The sequence below is a fragment of the Arthrobacter sp. AFG20 genome (assembly GCF_002892795.1).
In the GTDB taxonomy this organism is placed as follows: Bacteria; Actinomycetota; Actinomycetes; order Actinomycetales; family Micrococcaceae; genus Arthrobacter.
This window is the reverse complement of record NZ_PJMC01000001.1, coordinates 278,675-302,478: the sequence shown is the minus strand read 5'-3', so window position 1 is coordinate 302,478 and position 23,804 is coordinate 278,675. Positions and strand designations below refer to the sequence as shown.

Sequence of the window (23,804 nt, the reverse complement as noted above, 5' to 3'; positions counted from 1 at the left end):
GACGCTAGCCACGAAATGGAATGCGTTGAGGGCACAGCAAACTGCTCCGTCAAGTGTACTACAGCGGACCGCGGCAAATGCACCGGTCCTGCCGCGCCGGGCGGCGTTTTCCACATAGGCCGGAGGCCCCGTTCCGGCCGGCGGATCGGGCCCCCATGCTGGGGACATGAGAACTTATGTGCTGGCGGCGCTGCTCCTGCTCACGACGGCGGCCGCCGCACCTTCCGCTGCGCCCGCACCGTTCGCTTTACCAGCGGCTTTCCCCGCTCGGTCCACTACGACGGCGCCGGCCGGCTGGAGCTGGCCTCTTGCGCCGCGGCCGGCGGTCCTGCGCCCGTTCGACCCCCCGGACAAACCGTGGCTGAGCGGGCACCGGGGCGTGGACCTTGGAGCAGCGTCCGACGGCGGTCCGGTTACCGCCCCGGAGTCCGGCACCGTCAGCTTTGTGGGCGTGGTGGTGGACCGGCCCGTCATCACCATTGATCACGGCAATGGCCTGCGCAGCAGCTTCGAACCGGTGCGGAGCACGCTCAAGAAGGGCGCTTCCGTGGCCAAGGGCGCAATGGTGGGCACCCTGCTGGCTGGCCACTGCGGTTCCTCACCGTGCGTGCACTGGGGGGTCCGCCGCGGAGAGGAGTACCTCAATCCGCTGTCCTTCATCCTGGACCTGCGGCCCTCGGTGCTGCTGCCGCTGAACTGACTTGCCAGACGGTCGGGGACTAGACGATCGCGGAGACTCCGGTGATGGCGCGGCCGGCCACCAGGGTGTTCACTTCGTGGGTGCCCTCATAGGAGTAGATCGCCTCGGCGTCGGCGAAGATCTTGGCCATCTCGAAGTCAGTCACGATGCCGTTTCCGCCGAGCAGGCTGCGGCCGATTGCAACGCTTTCCCGCATCCGTGCGGTGGTGAAGGCTTTGGCGAGGGCTGACTGCTCATCCTTGGCCTGGCCGGCATCCTCGAGCTGGGCCAGCCGCACCATCATGCCCATGGAGCTGACCGCGTTTCCCAGGATCTGGACCAGCTGGCTCTGCACCAGCTGGAAGGAAGCCAGCGGGCGCCCGAACTGGTGCCGCTCCACGGCGTAGCGCCGGGCAACGTCGAAGGCGGCGAGCTGCTGGCCCACCGCCTGCCAGGCGACGGCGAGGCGGGTGACCTTCAGGACCTTGTTGGTGTCGCGGAAGCTGTTGGCGTTGGCCAGCTTGAAGAATTCCGGAATCACCACATTGTCGAGGGTGATGTCGGCGTTCTGCACGGTCCGCAGCGAGATCTTGTTTTCGATCTTCGTTGCACCGAACCCCGGCAGCGCCGTGTCCACGAGGAAAGCCTTGACCTGGTTGTCGGCCACATCGCGCGCGTAGACCACCACCCAGTCGGAGAATGTTGCGTTGCCGATCCAGCGCTTGGCGCCGTTGAGGATCCAGCGGTCGCCGTCCCGCCTGGCCGTGGTGCGCGTGCCGCCGGCGACGTCCGAACCGCCCAGGGGCTCCGTCAGCCCGAAGGCGCCGATCTTGCGCAGCGAGTAGATGTCGGGCAGCCAGGCATCCTGCTGCTCCCGGGAAGCGAGGGCTTCGATGGAGCCGGTGAAAAGGCCGTCGTGCACCCCCATGAAGGTGGCGATGGACGTGTCCGCGCGGGTGACTTCCGCGTGCACGATGCCGGCGAACAGATTGGAATAGCCCTGGCGGCGCACCGGGCTGACGAGGTCGAGCTCGGCCAGCCTCGGAATCAGGTCCATGGGAAATTCGCCGCGGTTCCAGCAGTCCACAGCTATCGGCTTTACTTCCCGGGCCAGGAAGGAGCGGACCTCGGCCAGCCTGTCCCGCTCTTTGGAAGTGAGCAGCTGCTCGAAGGAGAAGAAGTCGCCGTCGGCGTAGGGCAGGCTCTTGATGGCGGTTTCAACGGCGGACATGGCGCTCCTTCGCACTGGCCAGCGACCGCTATGGAACAAACGACGCCGGCAGGATAGTTACTGACCAGTAACATATCCCAGCAGTGCGGAAAATGGAAAGAGCCCTGATCCGCGTAAACGCAGATCAGGGCTCTGAAGGTAGGGCTACTCGGACTTGAACCGAGGACCTTAGGATTATGAGTCCCGCGCTCTAACCAGCTGAGCTATAGCCCCGTGCACCGGCCCCGCATACCGGGAGGTGCGCCCGGCCAGCGCCGGCCCGGGAAGGGCCCGTCGTCGGCGGGGCAGATTCACTCTAGCAAACCGGCGAAGGGCTTTAGACCACCGCAGACACGGCGAGGCTTCAGACGGCCTGAACCCTAGACGACCTTGTCCTCGTAGTTCGCCCCTAAGTAGAGGTCCTCAAACGTCTGCAGGGTTCCCTGGATGCTGTGCGGTTCCACCATGCATCGACTGGCGTCGCCCATGGCTTTCCGCTCTTCGGCCGGCAGGCGGAGAATCCGGGTGATTTTCGCTGCGAGGTCCGCGCTGTCATTCGGCGTGAACAGGTAGCCGTTTTCGCCGTCGCGCACCAGGTGCGGAAGGGCCATGGCGTCCGCCAGCAGGACGGGCGTTGATGCCGACATGGCCTCCAGCGTGACCAGCGACTGAAGTTCAGCTGTACCGGGCATGCAGAACAGGTCGGCCCGGATGTAGGCCTTACGCAGTTCCTCATCACTGGCCAAGCCCAAAAATTTCACCCGGCCCTGCAGTCCGAGCCGTTCTACCAGGGCCTCCAGTGACGGGCGTACCTCGCCGCCACCGACGATTTCAAGATGGACGTTCAAGTCGGCAGGCGTGTCCGCCACCGCCTTGATCAGCACGTCAACGTGCTTCTCCTCAGCCAACCGCCCGGCAAACAGCACGGTCGGGTGTTCATGTGGCTCAATGACCTCGTCAGGCTTGAGCTCGTATGCTGCCGAGTCGATGCCGTTGGACAGCGGCAGCACCTTGCGCAGGAAGGCATGCTGGTGCATCGCCTTGGCCGCCAGCGGCGTGGGAGTGGTGACGACGTCCGCCTGGCCCATCACCTTCCCCATGTCCCGCCAGGAGATCTTTCCGATGATGTCCTTGAACCACTGCGGGAACGGCAGGAACGGGTTGAGGTTCTCCGGCATGAAGTGGTTGGTGGCGACGATGCGGACGCCGCGCTTCACAGCCTCATACAGGACGTGCTCGCCGATCATGTAGTGGCTTTGGATGTGCACCACGTCCGGCTGGACCTTGTCGAACAGGAGGCTGATTTCCTTCTTGATCTCCCAAGGGAAACAGACCCTGAAGTATTCGTGCGTGAAAACGCTGTGCGAGCGGAGGCGGTGGACAGTGGCTTCGGCGCGGAACTCCGTAAAGCTCTTACCCTTGTCCTGCCGGCAGGCCAGCACGTGGACGTTGTGTCCGCGTGCCGTCATGCCCTTGGCCAGCCGATAGCCGAACTGGGCGGCCCCGTTAACGTGGGGCGGATACGTATCCGCCGCGATGAGGATGGTCAGTGGACGCTGGGCGTCAGGCATGGTCACGTAGAAAGCTCCTGGTGGTCATGGTGGTCGGCTGCGGCTGACCACACCGGCCGGTGCCGGCACATGATGCACCGGCACATTCTTGCCTGGTCCGCAGTAAAACCGGCTAGTGGGGCGCCCTGCCCGTGGCCTTCCGAACATCCTTCTTCCGTTTGGTGACCTCGGGATGGTGTCTTGAAAGGGCGATTACCCCCACGATAGCAAGGGTTGCCGCCGTACCCATGGCAATCGCCAGGACGGCGTGGACATCGGGGCGCAGCTCGCCAAGGATCGTGATGCCGATCGCGATGCCCACGATGGGGTCGACCACGGTGAGGCCGGCAATCACCAGATCGGGCGGACCGGTGGAGTACGCGCTCTGGACAAACCAGGATCCCAGCCCCCCGGCCGCCGCGATGGCCACCACTGAATACCAAGGCACGTTCAGCAGGAACAGGCCGTTCGGGTCCAGCAGGTGTTTGCCGATGATCCGCGTCAGCACGGCCACGAAGCCGAACAGGATGCCGGCACCCAGGATGTAAATGAACGCGCTCATGCGGTTCTTGAACATGGCGGCGAGGCTGCCGAAGATGCCCACCGCCAGGGACAGCAGCAGCACGACGGTGAGTTCGTCCTCAGGCGTGACGTGGTGGCTCTCCTGGGTGACGTTGACGGCCAGCAGGACGAACAGCGCCGATCCCGTGACGCACAGGGTGATCGCCACCACGGTGGCGCGGTTGATGCTCAGCCCCTGGTCCTTGGCATTGACCACGGTGGTGACCACCAGGGCGATGGCGCCAATGGGCTGCACCACGGTGAGCGGTGCCGTGACCAGTGCTACGGAGTTCATCGCCATGCCCATGCAGAGCAGGAGGAGGCCGAAGACCCACCGCGGGTTCCGCAGGAGGCGCAGGAAACCGTTGGAGCTCAGCGCAAGTCCCCCGGTGTCCGCCTTGACGGCACTGCCCTGGCGCTGGGCACCGAAGGCCAGGCAAAAGGCGCCCATGACCGCAAGCAAAACCGCAACCCAGACCATCAGCCGTTCCCGCCGTCGTCGGCCGTCTGCATTTTCCCTTTGCGCCGGATCGCCCAGAAATAGTTGTAGGCAGCAATCCAGTGGCCAACGAGCCCCAGCCCCAGAACCACCCATGCCGCGACCAACCATGCTCCGGCGAACGGAATGGACAGCTTGGACAGCACCAGGAGCGGAGTTCCCAGCAGCAGCAGGCCGGTGCGGGCCTTGCCCACAAGGCTGACGGGAAGGTCGGGGTGACTGCGGAAATAGAACAGGGACATGCCCAGCAGGACGGCATCGGGAACCACCAGCGCTGCCAGGTACCACCACTGCACGACGCCGGCGATCACCAGGGTGACCGCAACGGCTATCAGGGCCAGCCGGTCGGCGATGGGGTCCAGGACGCGCCCCAGTTTCGAGGCCTGGTTGAACCGCCTGGCGACGTAGCCGTCCACCCAGTCCGTGCTGCCCATGATGGCCAACACCAGCACGGCCAATCCGTACTCCTTCTGGGCAAGCACAAGCCAGATGAAGATCGGCACGCCCATGAAGCGCAGTACCGTAAGGAGGTTGGGGACGGTAAAGACCAGATCGCGATCGACATGCGGGCGGCCGGGACGGGAACCAGCGCCGATGAATCTCATCAGGCCTCTCTCTCCACGGCCGGCGGCCTCTTACAGTCTTCGTTCAGGGCAAGGCTCAGCTCTTGAAGAGTTTCCGCAGCAGGGCGAACAGGACGGCGGTTGAGGCTGCGAGGGCAAGCAGCGGCTTCCAGCGGGCCTCCAACTGGCCGGGCAGCGAGGCCTCCGAAGCCCCGGAGCGGGCCGATGCCGACAGGGCGGCGAAGCGTTCGGCGGCACGCTCGCGCGCCTCCTGGAACTTCTCGTTGCCCTCCGCGGCGCGGTGCTTCGCGACGCCGAGCAGGGCCTGGGCCTGGGTCTTGACGTCCAGTTCCTCGCCAAGCTCGTCCCGCACGCCGGTCAGGTGTTCACGGCGCTGCTTTAGCCGGCGGCGGAGTTCAGGCTCGGTGGCCACGGGAACGTCCACGGCTTCAGCCGCCTTCTTGGCTTCTTTATCAGCCTTGGCCCTGGCCTTCTCGGCAGCCTTGGCCTCCGCTGCGGCCTTGGCCTTGGGCGAGTTGGGATCAAGCACGGCGGCGTCGAAGTCCGAGCCCTCCTTGGCTATGCCCAGGTCATGCTTGAGGCCGCGGACCGTGTCCTCCGGAATCAGCGGCATGGCGCGCTTGAACTTCCGGAGTCCGATGAGCCCGCCAATCAGCGCTATGAGCAGGAAGACCGCGCTGACCAGCAGTGCAGCCAGCCAGGCCGGCATGATGGTGGCCAGCCCCATGATGGCCGCGACGATCAGGCCGGTGACCAGCAGGGCCAGGAAAACGGCGGCCACGCCGAAGAAGGCTCCGGCGACCCCAAGCTGCTTGCCTTTGCGCTTCGCTTCGATCTTGGCCAGGGCGATCTCATCATTGAGCTGGCGCGGCGCAAGTTTGAGGGCCAGTTTCACTGTCTTTGGCAGCGCAGTGATACGCAGTCCTTGGTTGGTCCGCCCGCTGTGACGCCCGCTCATAGGTTCCGCCTTACTGGTTCCGTCGTCGAATTTTTCGCTGCTGCGGGGGTTTCCGGTGCGTCCGCGCGCCCCCGCTGACAAAACTATCATTCAGGGTCAGCCTGAACTTCTGGAATTAGCCACGGCGAGCCCTCCAACGCTGTAAAAGTCTGATCTGTCAGCCCTAGGATGGTTCTCTGTGACCACCACCAACCCGGGCGATGCCCTCAGCCGCCGGCAGAAATTCCTGTACATCCTTCTACTCGGCGCCCTCACCGCCCTCGGGCCGTTCACCGTGGACCTTTACCTGCCCGCCTTCCCCGCCCTGGAAGCGAGCCTCAACGTCTCGGAGGCTGCCGTCCAGCTCACCCTGACCGGCACCACTGTCGGCTTTGCCCTGGGGCAGTTGGTGGTGGGTCCTTTCAGCGACAAGTTCGGCCGCCGGCTCCCGCTGATCCTGGCCACCGCGGTGCACATCGCCGCCTCGCTGGGCGCGGCGCTCTCCACCGACATCGCGACCTTGGGCCTGTTCCGCGTCCTCATGGGCATCGGCGCAGCCGGCGGCGGCGTGGTGGCGATGGCCATGGTCCGCGACCTGTTCAGCGGGTACGCCATGGTCCGGATGTTCTCCCGGATGGCGCTGGTCAACGGGCTCGCGCCCATCCTGGCGCCCGTTATTGGGTCCCAGCTGCTCCTGGTCATGCCGTGGCCGGGCATCTTCGTGTTCCTGGCCTGCTACGGCACGGCGGTGATCCTTGCCGCCGTCGTGCTGGTCCGGGAGACGCTGCCGCGGGAGAAGCGGGGCCAGTCCGGCCTGACGGCCCGGCAGCGGTACGGTGTGCTCTTTTCCGACCGCATCTTCGTGGGACTGCTGATGCTGGGCGGAATGAACTTCGGTGGCCTGTTCACCTACCTCTCGGCCTCCCCTTTCCTGTTCCAGGACGTCTTCGGGTTCTCCCCCCAGCAGTACGGCCTGCTCTTCGGCATCAACTCGCTGGGCATCGTTGCGGGGGTCCAGACAAGTTCCCGGCTGATAAGGCGCGTCCCGCCGCAGTGGATCCTGGCCTGCTCCACGGCCTGGATGTTCCTGATGGCCGTGCTGATCGTCGTGTTCGACCAGCTGGGGTTCGGGCTCTGGGGCGTCATGGTTCCGCTGTGGTTCTACATCCTGGGCACCGGGTTCACCTTCCCCTGCGTGCAGGTCCTGGCCCTGGCCAGCCACGGGGCGCAGGCCGGCACCGCTGCGTCCCTGCTCGGCGCGTCCACCTTCCTGATGGCCGGCATCATCTCCCCCGTCGTCGGGTGGCTGGGAGGAAATTCCGCCACACCCATGGGCGCGGTCCAGGCTTGCTGCATCTTCCTCGCAGCGGCCGCCCTGTGGCTTGTGGTCCGGCCCCGGACAGTGCCTTCCATCCACTGAGTTCCCTTGCGGTCACGCCGGGTAGGCTGGCACCATGACCCGCAAACCCCACCGCAACGGCCGAGGACTGTTCCTCGGCGCCATCCTCGGCGCCGTGGCCGGCTTCTTCGCGGGCAGGATGATGGGCAACGCGGCGCTGGGCATCCTGGTGGGCGCCGTCGTCGGCTCCGCCCTGCTGTACCGGGTCAATCCGGGACCGTGGAACCGGCCCTGACCCCCGCATCCCCCAGGCCGCGCCGTACCTCCGGCCCGGGGCGATCCACGCCAGGCCATCTGTTCGCTGGGGTACCTGCGCGATAAAGTTGTTACGTGCCCCACTGGCAGGATCATCCCCCGCTTCCGGCCACGTGGCAGCGGTGCGACTCCGGCATTCTGCCGTTGTGGTGGGACCGGCTGTGCACCCAGACCAGTGCGCAGTCGGCAGCGCTCTATGCGGCGGGACTTTTCACCGAGGACCGGCGCCGGCCCATAGCCCAGTGGTTCAATCCGGCTTTCAATGCTGCCCTGCTGGTGGCCCCCGAGACCTCTCCCGAATGGCCCGTCCAGCGGTTCGGCATCTTCTATGCCCCGCCCGACGGCGGCTTCACGCGCGTGCACTCCTCGCCCCACGAGTGGCACCCCCGCGAGCCGCGGAAGTCCCCCACGGAGCGGGAAGCGTTTGAAGCCGCCATAGCCGAGGCAGAGCGCTTCCTCCAGGTGGAAATGGATTTCGTGTGACGCCGCCCGGCGCGGGTAACCCTGACGACACAAAAAAGTCCCGCGGCCGGCTCTAGGGCCAACCGCGGGACTGTGCGCTCCTCCTGCTGGACTTGAACCAGCAACCCTTCGATTAACAGTCGAATGCTCTGCCAATTGAGCTAAGGAGGAATGAAGCAGGTATGACATTAGCAAACGTTCTGCCGCAATGGGAAATCGGCGCCAATACTGGGCACAAATACCCCTCCCGGGTATAAAAAAGTCCCCGTTCCGGAACCCGGAACGGGGACTGTGCGCTCCTCCTGCTGGACTTGAACCAGCAACCCTTCGATTAACAGTCGAATGCTCTGCCAATTGAGCTAAGGAGGAATGAAGCGGGTACTAGCCTAGCAAACACCCTGCCCGGAAACGAAATCGGCGTCTCTGCCGTCCGTCGACCCGTCCCGGCGGCCCGGCCCTGGCGGCGCCGCCTGGCGCAACCTAGGCATCGGAGCGCAGCGACCGGCGCTCCATTTCGAGCATCATGAGCTCGCGGTTCAGCTGCTGGAACTCCTCAGGGTGGGCAGAGGCATCGAGCCGCTGCAACTGCCCCAGCTTGTCCGCCTTAATGCGGGTGATCTGCAGCTCGAACAGCCTGGCGAGGATGTCCCGGCAGTACTTCTGTACCGCTTCGGCGGTGTTCGCAGGCAGGGGCACCACGGCGAGCTCCGAAACCAGCGGCTGCAGCGGCTCGGGAACCTCCTGCCGCAACGCTTCCACCCACTGCACGGCATCGCCGGAGAAGCCTGGAGCCGTGGCGCGGATGGCGTCGTGGATGGCCTGGTAGGCGGGCGTGGCGAACCTGGCGGTGACGAACCGCTCCCAGGCCGCACCACCCAGCATCGCCGGCTCCTGCAGCGCCACCTCGAGGGCCTGCCGCTCCATGGACGCCACCGGGTCCCGGGGGTCGGGACGGTGGAAGGATGGAAGGACGCCCGACGGCGGGAGCGCAGCTACGCCGGGCACGTTCTGGCCGCTCCCCGGGGCTGGGTTGTAACCGGCTGAGCCGGACCCCTGCGCACCCGCCCCCTGCGCCCCGGGAGCCCCGCGCTTGGCGGCAGCCGCCACAGCCCGGGTGACGTCTTCAATGGGCATTCCCAGCCACCCGGCCAGTTCCCGGGCGTAGCCAGGCCGGAGCCCGGCGTCGCGGATCTGGGCCACCACGGGGGCGGACTCCCGCAGTGCGGCAACCCGCCCCTCCACGGTGTCCAGGTTGTGCCGCCGCAGCGTGGCACGGATGGCGAATTCGAAGAGCGGGCGCCGGGAACTGATCAGGTCGCGGACGGCGGCGTCACCCCGCGTCTGGCGCAGGTCGCAGGGGTCGGCCCCGGTGGGTTCGACGGCGACGTAGGTCTGGGCCACGAAGCGCTGGTCCTCCTCAAAGGCCCGCAGGGCCGCCTTCTGGCCGGCGGCGTCGCCGTCGAAGGTGAAGATGACCTCTCCCCCGGTGCCGTCGTCGGACAGCAGCCGGCGGGCAATCTTGATGTGGTCGGCGGCGAACGCCGTGCCGCAGGTGGCCACCGCCGTCGGGATTCCCGCGAGGTGGCAGGCCATGACGTCGGTGTAGCCCTCCACCACCACCAGCTGCCGGTCCTTGGCGATGTTCCGCTTGGCAAGGTCGATCCCGTACAGCACCTGGGACTTCTTGTAGAGCGTGGTTTCCGGGGTGTTGAGGTATTTGGGGCCCTGGTCGTCCTCGTAGAGCTTGCGGGCGCCGAAGCCGATGGTGTCGCCGGCGATGTCCCGGATGGGCCAGATCAGGCGGCCCCGGAACCGGTCGTAGATGCCCCGGTTGCCTTCGGAGAACATCCCGGTGAGCTTCAGTTCCGGATCGGTGAAGCCCCGGCCGCGCAGGTGCTTGAGCAGCGCGTCCCAGCCCTGGGGTGCGTAGCCGACGCCGAAGTGGTCGGCTGCTGCCCGGTCGAAGCCGCGCTGCTGGAGGAATTTCCGGCCCTCTGCGGCGCCGGCGGTGAGCAGCTGGGCACGGAAGAACTCGTCGGCGATTTTGTGGGCGTCGAGGAGCCGCTGGCGCTTGCCGACTTCCTCGCGGCTGGGTCCGGTGCCGCCGTCCTCGTAGCGGAGCTCGTACCCGATCCGCGCTGCCAGCTTTTCCACGGCCTCGTGGAAGGAGGTGTGGTCCAGCTTCTGCACGAACGAGATGACGTCGCCATCCTCGCCGCAGCCGAAGCAGTGGTAGCGGCCCACCTGCGGGCGGACGGTGAACGACGGCGAGCGCTCGTCATGGAAGGGGCACAGGCCCTTGTACGAGCCGAGGCCGGCGCCCTTGAGCGTGACGTAGCCGTCGACGACTTCCTTGATGTCCGTGCGCTGGCGGACTTCATCGATATCTTCCCGTTTAATCAGCCCAGCCACGAAGCAATCCTAGTCCTTGGCCCACCCGGGACGAGCCCGGGTTGCCACCGTTTATGGACTGGTGCGTCCAATCTCACCACAGGGACGGCAGGCTGCCCACGAGCCGTTCGTACATGGCCAGCGCGGAGCCGTCCGTCAGCGATGCCACCTGGTCGATGATCACGCGGAGCCGGGCGCCGTCGTCGGGAGCTTCCCGCCAGTCCGCCGCAAACATGGGTTCGAGGTGGCGGTCCCCGGAGGCGTTCAGCGCCGTGACCAGGGCGTGGAGCACCTCGCGCTGGCGTTCGTAGATGGGCTGCCGGTGGTCAGTGGTCATCACGAAGGTGGTGGCCAGGCCCTTCATCACGGCGATCTCCAGAACGGTCTCGTCCGGGACCATGAGTTCGGCGTTGTAGCGGGTCAGGTTCGCCGGGCCGTAGACGGCGCGGGTGGTTTCCAGCGCGCTCTGGCAGAACCTGCCGATGAGCTGGCTGGTCATGTCCTTCAGCGCCGCCATGGACTTGCGGCTGCCGTCCGCCTCGCGCACCCAGACGTCGGTGGCTTCCAGCCGTGCCAGGGCGGCGTCGATGGCGGCAGGATCGTTGTGCGGCAGGTACCACTGCTTGGCGTAGCCCACCACGCGCGCCCGGTGGTCCGGGTTGTCCATCCACCGCAGCTGGAAGTGCCCGGCCACGATCGCGTCCTCAACGTCGTGCACGGAGTACGAGATGTCGTCCGCCAGGTCCATGACCTGGGCTTCGAGGCAGGACCGCCGTTCCGGGGCCCCTTCCCGGATCCAGTTGAAGATGGGCAGATCGTCCTCATACGCACCGAACTTACTGGTGCGCTGGCCGTGGATCACGGGGGCGTCCAGGGCGGACCACGGGTACTTCGCTGCCGCGTCCAGGCTGGCCCGGGTGAGGTTCAGGCCGGCCGGCCTGCCTTCCGGGTCGAGCACCTTCGGTTCCAGCCGGGTGAGCAGCCGCAGGGTCTGGGCATTGCCCTCGAAGCCGCCGATCGCGTGGGCCATCTCATTGAGCGCCGATTCACCGTTGTGCCCGAACGGCGGGTGGCCGAGGTCATGGCTGAGGCATGCGGTGTCCACCACGTCGGGGTCGCAGCCGAGGGCGCGGCCCAGTTCCCGGCCCACCTGCGCCACTTCGAGGCTGTGCGTCAGCCGGGTGCGGACAAAGTCGTCAGTGTCCGGGGCCACCACCTGCGTCTTGGCGCCGAGCCTGCGCAGCGCCGAGGAGTGCAGCACGCGGGCACGGTCGCGCTCGAAGTCGGAGCGGTACGTGCTCTTGGGCGGCTCCTCCACCCAGCGGGCGGTGTCGCGGGCTTCATAGCCCGGCAGCGCCTGCGGGGTGGTGCGGGCTTCCGCCAGCCGGCTTTCAGCCACCGGACACATCCAGTTCCGCCGCGGCGATGTCCCGTGACTGGTCCTCGTTCAGCTGGCGGCTCAGCAGCCAGTCCTTGGGCAGGGCCGGTTTCTTGGGCGAGCCGGCGCGTCCCCGGGGCCCTTCGGAGTCGACGCCGGGATACGGCAGGTCCATGTCCAGCTGGTCCAGCAGTTCGCGGAGCACTTCGAGGGTGGGCACGGTGGCCAGTTTCGTCCTCAGGTCGCTGCCCACCACGTAGCCCTTGAAGTACCAGGCCATGTGCTTGCGGATCTCCCGCAGCGCCTTGTATTCGTCGTTGCCGAAGGTTTCGATCATGAGCTCGGCGTGCCGGTAGACGCCCTCGGCCACCTCGCGCAGGCCGGGCCGGTGCCGCTGGTCGCTGCCTTCGAACGCAGCCTGCAGGTCGCCGAACAGCCAGGGCCTTCCCTGGCAGCCGCGGCCGATGACGACGCCGTCGATTCCGGTTTCACGGACCATGCGGACGGCGTCCTCGGCGGACCAGATGTCGCCGTTGCCCAGCACCGGAATGTCCGGAAGGGCCTCGCGCAGGCGGGCGATGGCGGACCAGTCCGCCTGGCCGGAGTAGAACTGAGCCGCCGTGCGGCCGTGCAGGGCGACGGCGGCAACACCGGAATCGCGCGCGATCCGGCCGGCGTCGAGGTACGTCAGGTGGTCATCATCGATGCCCTTGCGCATCTTGATGGTCAGCGGGATGCCGCCCTTGGAGGCCTCCCGGACGGCGGTCCGGACGATGGCGGTGAAGAGGTCGATCTTCCAGGGCAGTGCCGAACCGCCGCCGCGCCGGGTGACCTTGGGCACGGGGCAGCCGAAGTTGAGGTCGATGTGGTCCGCCCGGTCCTCCTCCACCAGCATGCGGACGGCCGCACCCACGGTGACGGGGTCCACGCCGTAGAGCTGGACGGACCGGACCTTCTCGTCGTCGTCGTGCGAGATGATCCGCAGCGATTCCGGCGTCCGCTCCACGAGGGCACGGGAGGTGACCATCTCCGCCACGTACAGCCCTCCGCCATATTCACGGCAGAGCCTGCGGAAGGCGGTGTTGGTGATTCCGGCCATGGGGGCGAGCACCACCGGGGTGTCCACGGTGATGGGGCCGAGTTTCAGCGGCGGAAGTTCCAGCCGGGGGGCGGGAGGCGTTGCTACAACAGTCACCCGTCCATTGTCTCAAAGGCGGGCAAATCGGGCAGAATTCCGGGCGGGATGCAGATGCCGGCACGCAATTCCGCGTCCATTTAATCCCGCTGCGCCGCACGCCGTCCCCGCCGGGTCGCCGGCGGCGCGTCAGCTTGGCCACGTTCCCGGCCAGCCACCGCCGCGGCGGCCGCGAGCGCGCCGGTGTCGTCGACGTCGTCGGCCGTTATGGCGGCATGGCCGCCGGACCGGACGCCCGTGGCCTTGACCACCAGCACGGCGATCAGCGTGGTGACCGGAATCGCCAGGACCAGGCCGATGGAGCCGACCAGCGTGCGGATGACCTCCTCGGACAGTTCGGCGCTGGTCAGCGCCTCCCCCAGCGGCCGGTTGTAGAGCATCACGATGATGAGGATGGGCAGGGCGGCGCCGGCGTAGGCGAAGGCAATGGTGTACACGGTGGAGGCGATGTGGTCGCGGCCGATCCGCATGGCCGAGGAGAACAGCTTCCGTGCACTCGTGTTGGGCGCGAGTTCATACAGTTCCCACACCGCGGAGGACTGGGTGATGGTGACGTCGTTCAGCACGCCGAGCCCGGAGATGATGAGGCCGCACAGGATGATGCCGGAGATGGAGATGCTGTCCGAGATGTTCACGAGCGTGGCGGCGTCGTGGCTTCCCACGCCGGCGAGGTTCGCCGCGTCGGTGGCCCAGGCTGCGAGCAGCGCGGTGATGCCCAGCCCGAAAATGGTGCCCAGCAGCGCCGTCGAGGTCCGCGCCGAGAATCCGTGCGCGAAGTACAGCACCCCGATCATGATCACCGTCGAACCAACCAGGGCCAGCAGGAGCGGCGGCTTGCCCTCCACGAGGCCCGGGAGCATGAAGCTGCCCAGCACAAAGTAGGCGCCGACGAGGCCAATCAGGGCGCGCAGCCCCCGCCAGCGCGCCACGGCCACCACCACGGCGGCGTAGAGAATGGCGAGCAGGATGATCGGCATGGTGCGGACAAAGTCCACAAAAATGTACGACGGCGACCCCTGGGCCGCCGGGGCATCGGCTCCGGTGGCGGCCGCCTGGGCGTGGGACAGGTTCAGGTAGCGGATGTTGTCGCCCACCTTCACCCCGTGCGACTTGGCGATGTCCGGGTTGATCACCACCTTGACCGGGTTGCCGCCCTTGTCGGGCTCGGTGAACGCGAAGGTGCACTGCGAGCCGCCGTCCGTATTGCTTTGGGCTGTGCCGTCCTGGGCCGTGTTGTCTGCTGCTGACGCCGGAGTGCAGCTCTCGGTGACCACCCGCTGGATCCGCCCGGTGTCGAAGGTGACCCCCGGGGCCGCGGCATACGGGTTGGCCAGGGTCAGGCCTTCCTTGCTGCCCGAGGGCCAGAGAGCCGCCATGCCCGCAAGGGTCAGCAGGGTCAGCGGGATTAGCACCGCAGCCAGAATCCTGTTTGCTTTCCTGCGGGCGGCCATCGCTTCAGCGGTTGGCTCCGAATGCCCTGTGTGACCGTGGGAGTGACCTGCGCCCATCAGCAGCTAAACCTCATGCTTGAACTCTACGGCGGCCGCCATAGGGTTGATAAATGAACGACGAAGCGTCGGAGGATGTAGCAGTGAGCCAACACCGAACTGACAACGAAGCGGTGCTGACGGTTCTGGCCCCGTCCGGTCCCACCCGCGGCGTTGCCCTGGTGCTGCATGGCGGCAAGTCGCACAGCTTTGAGCCCGTCCAGGCCCGGCATCTGAGCCCGGCGCGGATGGTCCCGTTCGCCCGCCACCTGCACGGTGCCGGCAAAAAGCACGGCCTGGAGGTCTGGGTCCTGCGGAACAGCGTGCGCGGCTGGAACGGCGAGGAGATGACCCCGCTGAAGGATGCGCGCTGGGCGCTGGCAAGGATCCGCGCGGAGCACCCCGGCGTGCCCATCTACCTGCTGGGGCATTCGATGGGCGGCCTCACCGCGATCTGCGCGGCGGACGAACCGAACGTGGACGCCGTGGTGGCGCTGGCTCCGTGGCTCGATGATGCCACTCCCGTCTCTGCGGTCACCGGACGAAAAGTCCTGATCGTGCACGGCGACGAGGACCGGTGGACGAGTCCGTCGGCTTCACTGCGGTTCGCACGGCGCGCGGCACCGGGCGCGGCGGAGATGCGGTACGTCTCGCTCCGCGGCGCCGGACACTTCATGTTCCGCCGGGTCCGGCTGTGGCACAGGCTGGCCACCGGGTTCCTGATGAAGGCCTTCCTGGAACGGACCGGAGTTCCCGGGGCAGGGCCCTCCGCGTCCGCCGCAGCCCTGGACAGGGTGCTCCCCCCGTCCGGCGAGGCACTGCCCCTTGTCCTCTAAGAATTTGTGTCCTGCGAGAGTTACTGTGAGGCGACCACTGCCATGAGCCCGTTTCCGCTGGAGGCGTTCGTGGCCAGCCTGCCATGGACGGGGCTGGGCGTGGTGCTGGTTCTCGCCGTCACCTATGCCGTGGCCGTAGGCCAAGCGCGGCATTCGGTGATGGACGTGGCATGGGGGCCGGGCTTCGTTGTGATTGCGGTGATCGCGTTTGTCCTCTCGGCCGCGGAGGGCGACAGCGGCAGGCGGGTACTCCTGCTGCTTCTGACAGGCATCTGGGGAATCCGGCTCGGCACGCACATCGGCCGCCGTGCGCGCGGCGGCCATGAGGACCCCCGCTACGTGGCGCTGCTCCGAGGAGCACGCGGGTCCCGGAACGCCTACGCCCTCCGCCGCGTCTACCTGCCCCAGGGCCTCGTGATGTTCTTCGTCTCGCTGACCATCCAGGTGGGCATGTTCGCCACCGGTCCGCTGGGGCTGCTCGCCGTGGCGGGTTCGGCTGTGTGGCTGACCGGGTTCGTCTTTGAGTCCGTGGGCGACCGGCAACTGCAGCAGTTCAAGAACGATCCCGCCCGCAGGGGAACCGTCCTCAACACCGGACTGTGGCGCTACACGAGGCACCCCAACTACTTCGGCGACGCGGCGGTCTGGGCCGGGCTGTTCCTCATCGCGGCGGACTCCTGGCCCGGCGTCCTGACCATCCTCTCCCCTGCACTGATGATCTGGACGCTGACCGCCAAGACCGGGAAGCCGCTGACGGAGAAGGCCATGTCCGGCCGCCCCGGCTACCGTGACTACGTGCAGTCCACCAGCGGCTTTATCCCCTGGCCGCCGCGGCGGCACTGAAGGGCGGCAGGAACCCTATGTCCTGGACCCCAGCTGCCAGCAACCGCTTCTATAGCCTCCTCGTGCGGACGGGTCTGTTCCTGCGGTGGCTGTTCCGGATCCGCCTGATAGTGACGGGACAGGAGAACCTGCCGGACGGGAAAGCCGGTGCCGTCGTAGCTATCACCCACTTCGGCTATTTGGACTTCGCCGCCGCCGAGCTGGTGTTCTGGGCGCACAACCGCGGGCAGTTGCGGTTCATGATCCACCAGGGAGCCGCGGACCACTGGCTCGCGGGTCCATTCATCAGCGCAGCGGGCCAGGTGGTGGTGCGCCACGGTTCGGGATCTGCGGCGTACGACGACGCCGTGGCCAGGCTGCGTGCCGGCGACTACTTGGCCGTCATGCCGGAGGCCGGCGTGAGCCGCAGCTTCAAGGTCCGCGAATGCAAAACGGGGGCCGTTCGGATGGCAGCCGAGGCGGGAGTGCCGCTCATTCCGGTCTCCGTCTGGGGTGCCCACCGGATCCTGACCCGCGGCAACGGCCTTCCGCTGCACCGCATCCGCCGCGCGCCGGTCCGGGTGCACATCGGCGAGCCGGTGCATTTGGCTGCGGGCAGCGACGCCGAGGCTGAAACGGCCCGGCTCCGCAGGACGCTCCAGACGGGAATCGACGCCGCCATCGCCAGCTTTCCCGTGGCGGCGCAGCCCGGCGACTGGTGGATGCCGGCGGACCTCGGCGGCGGTGCCATCTCAGAGGCGGAACGCCAAAGCCTCGATGCCGCCGACCTGGCGAGGGACCGCCGTCGTACTTCCCGAACCACAGCGGCCCCGGAACACCCACGTGAGTAGCAGATCAGGGCGTTCCCAATGCCGGGAACGCCCTGATCTGAGACTTACTTGGGGCTGCTACCTGGTTTGGTCAGTCGGAGACGACGAACGTCTCGGAGCCCTGGCGGCGGGCCTTGCCCGCTTCCATCAGGGGCTCGACGACGGTGCGCAGCGCTGTCATCGAATCGTCCACTTCCATGAGCACCGGGTATTGGTACGCGATGAGTGCCAGCAGGTCGCGGACCGCGGCCTGGGCCTCGTCGGGGTCCAGCTCCGGCTCGTGGCCGACGAACACATCGGAGGGGTGATCGGAATTCCCCTGCGCATAGCTGATCGCGAAGGCCTGGATCCTGCCCTTGCGGGTTGCCGGCACGCCTGACCCGAAAGCGCTGGCCTTCGGTGCGCGCAGCACGATCGCGCCATGCGCTCCACTGAGCTCATCCAGGAACAGCCGCTGCACAGTGCCGATGCCCAGTTCGCCCGGGCTGTCCCAGCCGTGGACGGACGAGTAGTACCGGCCCACGACGTCGGACAGCTCCACCGAACCGGTAGCCAGGTCCTGGATGCGCTCCGACGCCGCTTCCTCGGAACCGTCGCCGAAGACCGGCAGCTTCAGGGCCGCCGGCTCCACCACAACGAGCCGCGTGTGCTGGATCGGGGTGAGCCCCGCAGCTTCCGCGAAGGCGGCACCGGTGGTGCCCGGCTCCACCTTGCAGCGCAGCCGGGTAACGCCCGACGGCGACCCTTCCGCCTCGCGGCGCAGCATCATGAGCAGCGTGGAACCGATGCCTGACCGGCGGTGGTCCCGGGCCACTTCGACGTACACCCACAGCCGCTCCGGGTGCAGGCTGGCCTCGTGGACCACGCCGGCGGCAACCGGAATGGCCACGCCGTCGACGACGTCCTCGGCCACGATGCAGCGCCGCCACGGCACGTTGCCGGAGGGCGCGAGGGTGCCGCGGAACTGGCCCGCCTGGTCGGTTTCCGGGTCGCCCCAGACCTCCAGCAGTGCGAGGTCGTCGCCCTCGCGCCATTCGCGGTATTGGATCGCCACGGCTAGGCGCCGATCAGCCGTGCGGCCAGGTAGCCCTCCACCTTGTCCAGGGACACGCGTTCCTGGCTCATGGTGTCGCGTTCACGGATGGTGACCGCCTGGTCCTCGAGCGTGTCGAAGTCCACGGTGATGCAGAACGGGGTGCCGATCTCATCCTGGCGGCGGTAACGGCGGCCGATGGCCCCGGCGTCGTCGAAATCGATGTTCCAGTTCTTGCGCAGCTGGGTGCCCAGGTCCTTGGCCTTCGGGGAGAGGTCCTCGTTGCGGCTGAGCGGCAGAACAGCAGCCTTGACCGGGGCGAGCCGCGGGTCAAGCTTGAGCACGGTGCGGACGTCCACGCCGCCCTTGGCGTTGGGGGCCTCGTCCTCGGTGTAGGCGTCGATGAGGAACGCCATGAAGGACCGGGTCAGGCCGGCGGCCGGCTCGATCACGTACGGGGTGAACCGCTCGTTGGTGGCCTGGTTGAAGTAGCTGAGGTCCGTCCCCGAGGCCTTGGCGTGCGTGGAGAGGTCGAAATCGGTGCGGTTGGCGATGCCTTCCAGCTCGCCCCACTCGGAGCCCTGGAAGCCGAAGCGGTACTCGATGTCCGTGGTGCCCTTGGAGTAGTGGCTGAGCTTTTCCAGCGGGTGCTCGAAGAAGCGCAGGTTCTCCTCGCGGATGCCGAGGCCGGTGTACCAGGACATGCGCTCCTTCATCCAGTACTGGTGCCACTCTTCGTCCGTGCCCGGCTCCACGAAGAATTCCATTTCCATCTGCTCGAACTCACGGGTGCGGAAGATGAAGTTTCCGGGCGTGATCTCGTTGCGGAAGGACTTGCCGATCTGGCCGATGCCGAACGGCGGCTTCTTCCGGGAGGTGGTGAGCACGTTGTTGAAGTTCACAAAGATGCCCTGCGCGGTTTCGGGGCGCAGGTAGTGCAGGCCTTCCTCACTGGCCACCGGGCCCAGGAAGGTCTTCAGGAGGCCGGAGAATTCCTGCGGCTCGGTCCATTCGCCGCGGGTTCCGCAGTTGGCACAGGCGATGTCCTTGAGGCCGTTCTCGGCGGGCCGGCCCTTCTTCTCCTCGTATTCCTCTTCGAGGTGGTCGGCACGGTAGCGCTTGTGGCAGGAGAGGCACTCGACGAGCGGGTCGGAGAAGACGTCCACGTGACCGGAGGCCTCCCATACCTGTCGGGGCAGGATCACGGAGGAGTCCAGTCCCACCACGTCCTCGCGGCCGCGCACCACGGACTGCCACCACTGGCGCTTGATGTTTTCCTTCAGCTCGGCACCGAGGGGTCCGTAGTCCCAAGCGGAACGCGAGCCTCCGTAGATCTCGCCGGCCTGGAAAACGAAACCTCTCCGCTTGGAAAGGGAAATGACCTGGTCGAGGACGGATTTTGCTGCCATGGGAACTCCAATTTCTACAGGGCCGCTGGGTGCGGTCCGCGGTGTCTGTGGCCCTGGACCGCGGCTGGATGCCGGGCGGGGGCGTGGGAAAGGGAAAACAGTGCAGGAAGCTGCGAGACCTAGCCTACCGGGCGCTGCTCCCGGACGGCGCCCCATCACCTTCGAAAGGCACCCCGCGGCCAGGGCAGGGTGGCCACGACGATGGACGCGAGGGTGAGCAGGGTCCCCAGGACCGTGGCAGCCTCCACCACGGTGCCCGGCGTGGGCGCCAGCAGGTCCAGGCCGAGCGACCCCAGCAGCTGGCCGGCGATCATGCCGAGGCCCGTCACCAGCACCCCGAGGCTGCGCACAAGAAGCGCGCCGAGACCGATGAACACGCAGCCCATGGGCCCGCCGAGGTAGTACCACCACTCCCCCGGCAGCGGGTTGGCAGGCCCGGCGACGGCCACCTTGATGGACCAGGCAACCCACAGCACGCAGGTGCCCGCGATGAAGTTCACCAGCGTGGCGGCGATCGGGGTGCCGTAGTGCACGGTGGCGGTGCCGTTCATTGCCTGCTGGAAGCTCATGAGGAAGCCGGCGAGAACCGGCAGGATGACCGGCAGCAGCAGTGCTGCGGGGTCGGCCGCCCCGCCGCCCGCCGCACTGCCGGCCGCACCGGCCGCACCTGCCGCGCCTGCAGCGCCGCCGGCGAACCGGGGTGACACTGCCCAGGAGACGGCCGCGATGGTGAGGATGCAGCCGATGACGCGGATGCCGGTCACGGACTTCTTGCCGGCCGGACCGATGCCCAGGCGGTCCACGAGCAGGCCGCTGAGTGTCTGTCCGGTGACGGTTGCCACCGTGAAGAGGGCGATGCCCAGCAGCCCCACGGTGAAGGACTGCGCGAACACGAAGAAGGCGCCGATGCCGCCGGCGAGCGCGTAGTACGGCGGGAAGCGGCGTTCCCGCAGGGCGGGCAGGATTTGGGCGAGGCCGGCGCGCCCGCGCGGAGCAAGCAGGGACACGATGACCATCACGATCAGCCCGGTGCTGAAACTGACGACGGCTGCGGCGATGCCGTCACCGAGGCGTTCACCAAGGGCCCCGTTGATCCGCCCCTGGACGGGAATGGCAAGGCCGGAGGCCACGGCCATCGGGAGGCCCACGGCAAGGGGCAGCCGGGGTGCATGAGTCATTGGTTTCACCTTACGTCAGGCATCATTACTGGTATGAGCAACCCGGAATTCGAAGAGATCACCATCCGCGACACCATGATCCGCCTGGGACAGGTCCTGAAGCTCGCCAACCTCGTGGAGGACGGCGTGGAGGCCACGGAGCTGATCAAGAACGGCCTGGTCAAGGTCAACGGCGAGATCGATGACCGGCGCGGCCGGCAGCTTCACAACGGGGACACCGTGACCGTGAACGGTCAGACTGTCCGGGTCAGCGCCCCCCAGACGTAAAGCTTGCTTCGCTAAAAGGGGCTTACTTGTTCAGCACCTCGTGGGTGAGGAACTCGGACACGTGCCCGATCTCCTGGGCGTTGATGCCGTGCCACATGCCGGTGTAGAGGACCTTGGTCAGCTTCACGTGCTTGCGCACCCAGCCCATCGTGTAGTCGATCTTGTCGGGCGTGATGACCGGATCCTGCTGGTCCCGGCCCCAGAACAGCGGCACTGTTCCGTCCAGCTCGGCGTCGCGGAACTCGCCGTCGGACTCCGCGTTAACCACAAAACCTGAAAGTCCGACGACGGCGGCAAAGTCAGCGGGCCGCTGACGGAGCAGCGTGGTGGCCATGGCCATGCCCATCGAAAAGCCGAGAAGGGTGACGGACGGGTGGTTGGCCTTGACCGTGTCCAGCCAGTCCAGCACGTACGCCGACGCGTCCTTGACGGCGTCGACGGAGTATTCGATCGAGCCGGTCAGCGGGAACCAGGAAAAACCCGGCCCCATGGCGATGGGTGCGCGGACCGATGCAACCGTGAACTCGTCCGGGAGCATGTCAGCCAGGCTGAGGAGGTCCTGCTCGTTCGCGCCGTAGCCGTGCAGCAGGACGAGCAGTGGCTTGCCGGCCCTAGCTTCCTCAGGCTTGGACCACAGAACAACGGGGGCAGGAAAGGAGTCGGCTAAAGTCATGGCTCCATTCTTACAGTTACCCGCTGGCAACAACCTACGGTGGCGCAGCCGCGCGGTGCCGGTACAGGATGGGAAGGTGAGCGGAACCGAACCCACCATCACGCCGACGCCGGAACCCGTGTTCGGTCCGGGGGCCCCGTGGGGCTCGGTTAGGCGGCCGGACCGCCAAGGTGACTGAACTGCTAAGGCTGACTGAACTGCCAAAGGTGAGGAGCGGCGTCGGGCATGGAACCCCATGAGGTGCTGCGGACCCGGCTGGCCGGCCAGCAGCTGAGGGAGCCGCGGGCCGCCACGGCGGAGGATGCCCTGAAAAACCTGCTGGCGGTCCAGGCGCAGGAGTTCCCCTATGCGCGCTGGTCGCTGGCCCAGCGGACCACCGGCGCGACGGCCGCCGATGTGGAGCAGGCAGTTGCCGACGGACGGATCCTCCGGACCCACATCCTGCGGCCCACCTGGCATTTTGTGCACCGCGATGACCTGCCGTGGCTCCGGGCCTTGTCCGCACCACGGCTGCACCAGGCGAATGGCGGCACGTACCGCAGGACCGGGATCGACGGTGCGGCAGCGTACCGCAGCGACGACGTGCTGGCGGAAGCGGTGTCAGGCGGGGTGCACCTCACCCGTGAGCAGCTCGCTGCCAGGCTGCAGGGTGCGGGCTTCCCGGTCAAGGGACTCGCCCTTGCATACCTGATCATGCATGCCGAGATCAACGGGGTGCTGGTGAGCGGTGCTCCCGTCCGCAGTCCCGGCGGTGCGCTGCGGCAGACGTACGCCTCGTTCGATGAGCGCGTGGCGGTGGCCGCCCCGCCCGCCGTGCCCTCGCGGGAGGAATCGTTGGCCGCCCTAGCGCTGAGGTATTTCGGGAGCCGCGGGCCGGCCACCGTCCGGGACTGCGCGGACTGGTCCGGACTCACGATGACTGATGTGCGCGAGGGGCTGGCGCTGGCGGACGAGATCGCTCCGGGCGGAATCGTTGCCGCCAGCTTCGACGGCGCCGAGTTCTATCTCCGGCCGCCGGAGTCTGGCGGGGAGGCGCAGCGTCGGGGCGAGAACCTACGCCAGCCGCAGATCGACCTGGTCCAGTGCTACGACGAATACATCATGGGCTATTCGGTCTCACGGCACTATTTCGGCGGAACCGCGCCAGCGTATCCCTTTGGCGACAATCCCATGCACGTGGTCCTGCTCGACGGGGTAATGGCGGGCTCCTGGCGGCATTCCCTCGTCCGGCGGGGGTCGGATGTGCACCGCTGCGAACTGGACATCCGGCTCTCCCGGCCGCTCGGACAGGAGCTGGAAAATGCGCTGGAAGTGGCAGTGGCCGGGTACGGGGACTTCCTCGGCATGCTGACAGTCCGGGTTCCGGCGGGCACCTGAGAGCTTGTTCTCGCAGAGGACTAAGCTGGAATGGACACTCACCGAGAGGCCTCCACCGTGTTCGACTTGTTTTTCTGGATCATCATTCTGGCCGTACTGGTTCCCATGGGCATGCGGATGTACCGGCGGTCGGTCCAACAGCGGAACCAGGGCCCAGGCCTGCCCGGACAGTTTCCGGGCGGGGCGCCCGACCAGTTCGGCAACCAGCCGGGCAGCCCTTTCGGTGGCCCATTCCAGGGCCGCCCGGACAACCGGCCGCGGGACGGCTACTCCCAGCAGGACTACTTCAGCGGTGGATTGGGGTTTCCCCAGCGCGGCGGCCGGGAAGAGCTTCCGCCCCTGAACCAGCCCTACCCGCCGTTCCCGCAGCCCGGTCCGAACCAGCCATATCCGAACCAGCCCGGTCCCGGCGGCACCGGTGCGCCGTCCTGGCAGCAGGGACCGGTCCCCTATGAGGACAGCCCGGAGTACAGGGCCAACCCTCCCCGGGCACAGCAGAATCCGGCACGCTCGGCTCCCCCGCCGCCGTCGGCCCCGCAGGGGTTCCGTGCCCGGAAACTGGCTGAGCTGGACCAGCAGTACAGCGACGGCCAAATTTCCATGGAGGAGTACATGGCCCGGCGCAACGACATCATGAACGGTTAGGCAGCGGGCGCGCACTTGCGAGACGGCCGTAGTGCTCCGGTTGGGGGACCTTCACCGGGCGATAAATCGGGCAGGGCATACGGGCATCCCGACACTAGCCCCTCACCCGGTCGAGAATGCGAGAGGGCGCGCCCTTCTATCGACCGG

The 23,804-nt window shown here is 67.2% G+C and carries 23 protein-coding genes and 3 tRNA genes; 10 read left to right on the top strand and 16 right to left on the bottom strand.

Features of this window, described 5'->3' with window-relative positions:
* Window positions 1–166 precede the first annotated feature (166 nt).
* Window positions 167–700, top strand: coding sequence for a M23 family metallopeptidase (locus CXZ05_RS01315; RefSeq protein ID WP_102970809.1), 534 nt, complete (start codon window positions 167–169; stop codon window positions 698–700).
* Between the two features lie 19 nt (window positions 701–719).
* Here the strand turns inward: CXZ05_RS01315 and CXZ05_RS01310 are convergent, their stop codons facing one another.
* The 6 genes from CXZ05_RS01310 to CXZ05_RS01285 form a co-directional block, all read right to left on the bottom strand.
* Window positions 720–1,910 (bottom strand): acyl-CoA dehydrogenase family protein, encoded by a 1,191-nt coding sequence (locus tag CXZ05_RS01310; protein WP_102970808.1) that lies wholly within the window; start codon window positions 1,908–1,910, stop codon window positions 720–722.
* Between the two features lie 139 nt (window positions 1,911–2,049).
* Window positions 2,050–2,123: transfer RNA gene (locus tag CXZ05_RS01305), tRNA-Ile, on the bottom strand.
* A 146-nt stretch (window positions 2,124–2,269) separates the two neighbouring features.
* Window positions 2,270–3,466 (bottom strand): glycosyltransferase, encoded by a 1,197-nt coding sequence (locus tag CXZ05_RS01300; RefSeq protein WP_102970807.1) that lies wholly within the window; start codon window positions 3,464–3,466, stop codon window positions 2,270–2,272.
* A gap of 106 nt (window positions 3,467–3,572) precedes the next feature.
* Window positions 3,573–4,481 carry a DMT family transporter gene (locus tag CXZ05_RS01295; protein WP_102970806.1) on the bottom strand — a complete coding sequence of 303 codons (909 nt, stop codon included), beginning with the start codon at window positions 4,479–4,481 and terminating at the stop codon, window positions 3,573–3,575.
* The gene (locus CXZ05_RS01290) at window positions 4,481–5,104 is read right to left on the bottom strand and encodes a CDP-alcohol phosphatidyltransferase family protein (protein WP_102970805.1); all 624 of its coding nucleotides are present in this window, start codon (window positions 5,102–5,104) and stop codon (window positions 4,481–4,483) included. Before CXZ05_RS01290 ends, CXZ05_RS01295 begins: the two co-directional genes overlap by 1 nt.
* A gap of 55 nt (window positions 5,105–5,159) precedes the next feature.
* Window positions 5,160–6,041, bottom strand: coding sequence for a phage holin family protein (locus CXZ05_RS01285; protein ID WP_102970804.1), 882 nt, complete (start codon window positions 6,039–6,041; stop codon window positions 5,160–5,162).
* Between the two features lie 178 nt (window positions 6,042–6,219).
* Here CXZ05_RS01285 and CXZ05_RS01280 point away from each other — a divergent pair, with 178 nt between their 5' ends.
* The 3 genes from CXZ05_RS01280 to CXZ05_RS01270 all read left to right on the top strand — a co-directional run bounded on the left by CXZ05_RS01280 (window position 6,220) and on the right by CXZ05_RS01270 (window position 8,157).
* On the top strand, window positions 6,220–7,440 hold the full coding sequence (locus tag CXZ05_RS01280) for a multidrug effflux MFS transporter (RefSeq protein ID WP_102970803.1): 1,221 nt from the start codon (window positions 6,220–6,222) through the stop codon (window positions 7,438–7,440).
* Between the two features lie 34 nt (window positions 7,441–7,474).
* Window positions 7,475–7,654, top strand: coding sequence for a hypothetical protein (locus CXZ05_RS01275; RefSeq protein ID WP_102970802.1), 180 nt, complete (start codon window positions 7,475–7,477; stop codon window positions 7,652–7,654).
* 95 nt (window positions 7,655–7,749) lie between these two features.
* Window positions 7,750–8,157, top strand: a complete 408-nt coding sequence (locus tag CXZ05_RS01270; RefSeq protein ID WP_076798221.1) for a hypothetical protein — start codon at window positions 7,750–7,752, stop codon at window positions 8,155–8,157.
* Window positions 8,158–8,234: 77 nt separating this feature from the next.
* Here CXZ05_RS01270 and CXZ05_RS01265 read toward each other — a convergent pair.
* The 6 genes from CXZ05_RS01265 to CXZ05_RS01240 form a co-directional block, all read right to left on the bottom strand.
* Window positions 8,235–8,307 (bottom strand) — tRNA-Asn (locus CXZ05_RS01265).
* Between the two features lie 125 nt (window positions 8,308–8,432).
* Window positions 8,433–8,505 (bottom strand) — tRNA-Asn (locus CXZ05_RS01260).
* A gap of 111 nt (window positions 8,506–8,616) precedes the next feature.
* Window positions 8,617–10,548, bottom strand: a complete 1,932-nt coding sequence (gene dnaG / locus CXZ05_RS01255; RefSeq protein WP_102970801.1) for a DNA primase — start codon at window positions 10,546–10,548, stop codon at window positions 8,617–8,619.
* Between the two features lie 73 nt (window positions 10,549–10,621).
* Entirely contained in the window at window positions 10,622–11,935 is a 1,314-nt protein-coding gene (locus CXZ05_RS01250) for a deoxyguanosinetriphosphate triphosphohydrolase (protein WP_102970800.1), read from the bottom strand.
* A complete protein-coding gene (dusB, locus tag CXZ05_RS01245) occupies window positions 11,919–13,100 on the bottom strand; it encodes a tRNA dihydrouridine synthase DusB (protein WP_102970799.1) in 1,182 nt (393 codons plus the stop codon). The genes CXZ05_RS01250 and dusB overlap by 17 nt, the downstream gene beginning before the upstream one ends.
* Window positions 13,101–13,180: 80 nt before the next feature.
* A complete protein-coding gene (locus tag CXZ05_RS01240) occupies window positions 13,181–14,608 on the bottom strand; it encodes a YibE/F family protein (RefSeq protein ID WP_180987212.1) in 1,428 nt (475 codons plus the stop codon).
* Window positions 14,609–14,661: 53 nt separating this feature from the next.
* Here CXZ05_RS01240 and CXZ05_RS01235 point away from each other — a divergent pair, with 53 nt between their 5' ends.
* Genes CXZ05_RS01235 through CXZ05_RS01225 form a run of 3 tightly spaced genes read left to right on the top strand, consistent with a single transcriptional unit; the run spans window position 14,662 to window position 17,096 of the window.
* Entirely contained in the window at window positions 14,662–15,423 is a 762-nt protein-coding gene (locus tag CXZ05_RS01235) for an alpha/beta hydrolase (RefSeq protein ID WP_374754610.1), read from the top strand.
* Between the two features lie 42 nt (window positions 15,424–15,465).
* Window positions 15,466–16,266, top strand: a complete 801-nt coding sequence (locus CXZ05_RS01230; RefSeq protein ID WP_102970797.1) for a DUF1295 domain-containing protein — start codon at window positions 15,466–15,468, stop codon at window positions 16,264–16,266.
* A gap of 17 nt (window positions 16,267–16,283) precedes the next feature.
* Window positions 16,284–17,096 carry a 1-acyl-sn-glycerol-3-phosphate acyltransferase gene (locus CXZ05_RS01225; RefSeq protein ID WP_102970796.1) on the top strand — a complete coding sequence of 271 codons (813 nt, stop codon included), beginning with the start codon at window positions 16,284–16,286 and terminating at the stop codon, window positions 17,094–17,096.
* A 70-nt stretch (window positions 17,097–17,166) separates the two neighbouring features.
* On the opposite strand, the gene CXZ05_RS01220 is transcribed toward CXZ05_RS01225, so the two are convergent.
* From CXZ05_RS01220 to CXZ05_RS01210, 3 genes are all read right to left on the bottom strand, one after another.
* Window positions 17,167–18,129, bottom strand: coding sequence for a GNAT family N-acetyltransferase (locus CXZ05_RS01220; protein WP_102970795.1), 963 nt, complete (start codon window positions 18,127–18,129; stop codon window positions 17,167–17,169).
* A gap of 2 nt (window positions 18,130–18,131) precedes the next feature.
* Window positions 18,132–19,517 (bottom strand): glycine--tRNA ligase, encoded by a 1,386-nt coding sequence (locus CXZ05_RS01215; RefSeq protein ID WP_102970794.1) that lies wholly within the window; start codon window positions 19,515–19,517, stop codon window positions 18,132–18,134.
* 155 nt (window positions 19,518–19,672) lie between these two features.
* Window positions 19,673–20,695 (bottom strand): DMT family transporter, encoded by a 1,023-nt coding sequence (locus CXZ05_RS01210; RefSeq protein WP_102970793.1) that lies wholly within the window; start codon window positions 20,693–20,695, stop codon window positions 19,673–19,675.
* A 33-nt stretch (window positions 20,696–20,728) separates the two neighbouring features.
* Here CXZ05_RS01210 and CXZ05_RS01205 point away from each other — a divergent pair, with 33 nt between their 5' ends.
* The gene (locus tag CXZ05_RS01205; RefSeq protein ID WP_102970792.1) at window positions 20,729–20,962 is read left to right on the top strand and encodes an RNA-binding S4 domain-containing protein; all 234 of its coding nucleotides are present in this window, start codon (window positions 20,729–20,731) and stop codon (window positions 20,960–20,962) included.
* 22 nt (window positions 20,963–20,984) lie between these two features.
* On the opposite strand, the gene CXZ05_RS01200 is transcribed toward CXZ05_RS01205, so the two are convergent.
* Window positions 20,985–21,635 (bottom strand): alpha/beta hydrolase, encoded by a 651-nt coding sequence (locus tag CXZ05_RS01200; RefSeq protein WP_102970791.1) that lies wholly within the window; start codon window positions 21,633–21,635, stop codon window positions 20,985–20,987.
* A gap of 225 nt (window positions 21,636–21,860) precedes the next feature.
* On the opposite strand from CXZ05_RS01200, the gene CXZ05_RS01195 reads away from it, so the two are divergent.
* Both CXZ05_RS01195 and CXZ05_RS01190 read left to right on the top strand, forming a co-directional pair.
* A complete protein-coding gene (locus CXZ05_RS01195) occupies window positions 21,861–23,012 on the top strand; it encodes a winged helix DNA-binding domain-containing protein (protein WP_102970790.1) in 1,152 nt (383 codons plus the stop codon).
* Window positions 23,013–23,042: 30 nt separating this feature from the next.
* Window positions 23,043–23,657, top strand: coding sequence for a hypothetical protein (locus CXZ05_RS01190; RefSeq protein ID WP_102970789.1), 615 nt, complete (start codon window positions 23,043–23,045; stop codon window positions 23,655–23,657).
* The last annotated feature ends 147 nt before the right edge of the window (window positions 23,658–23,804 follow it).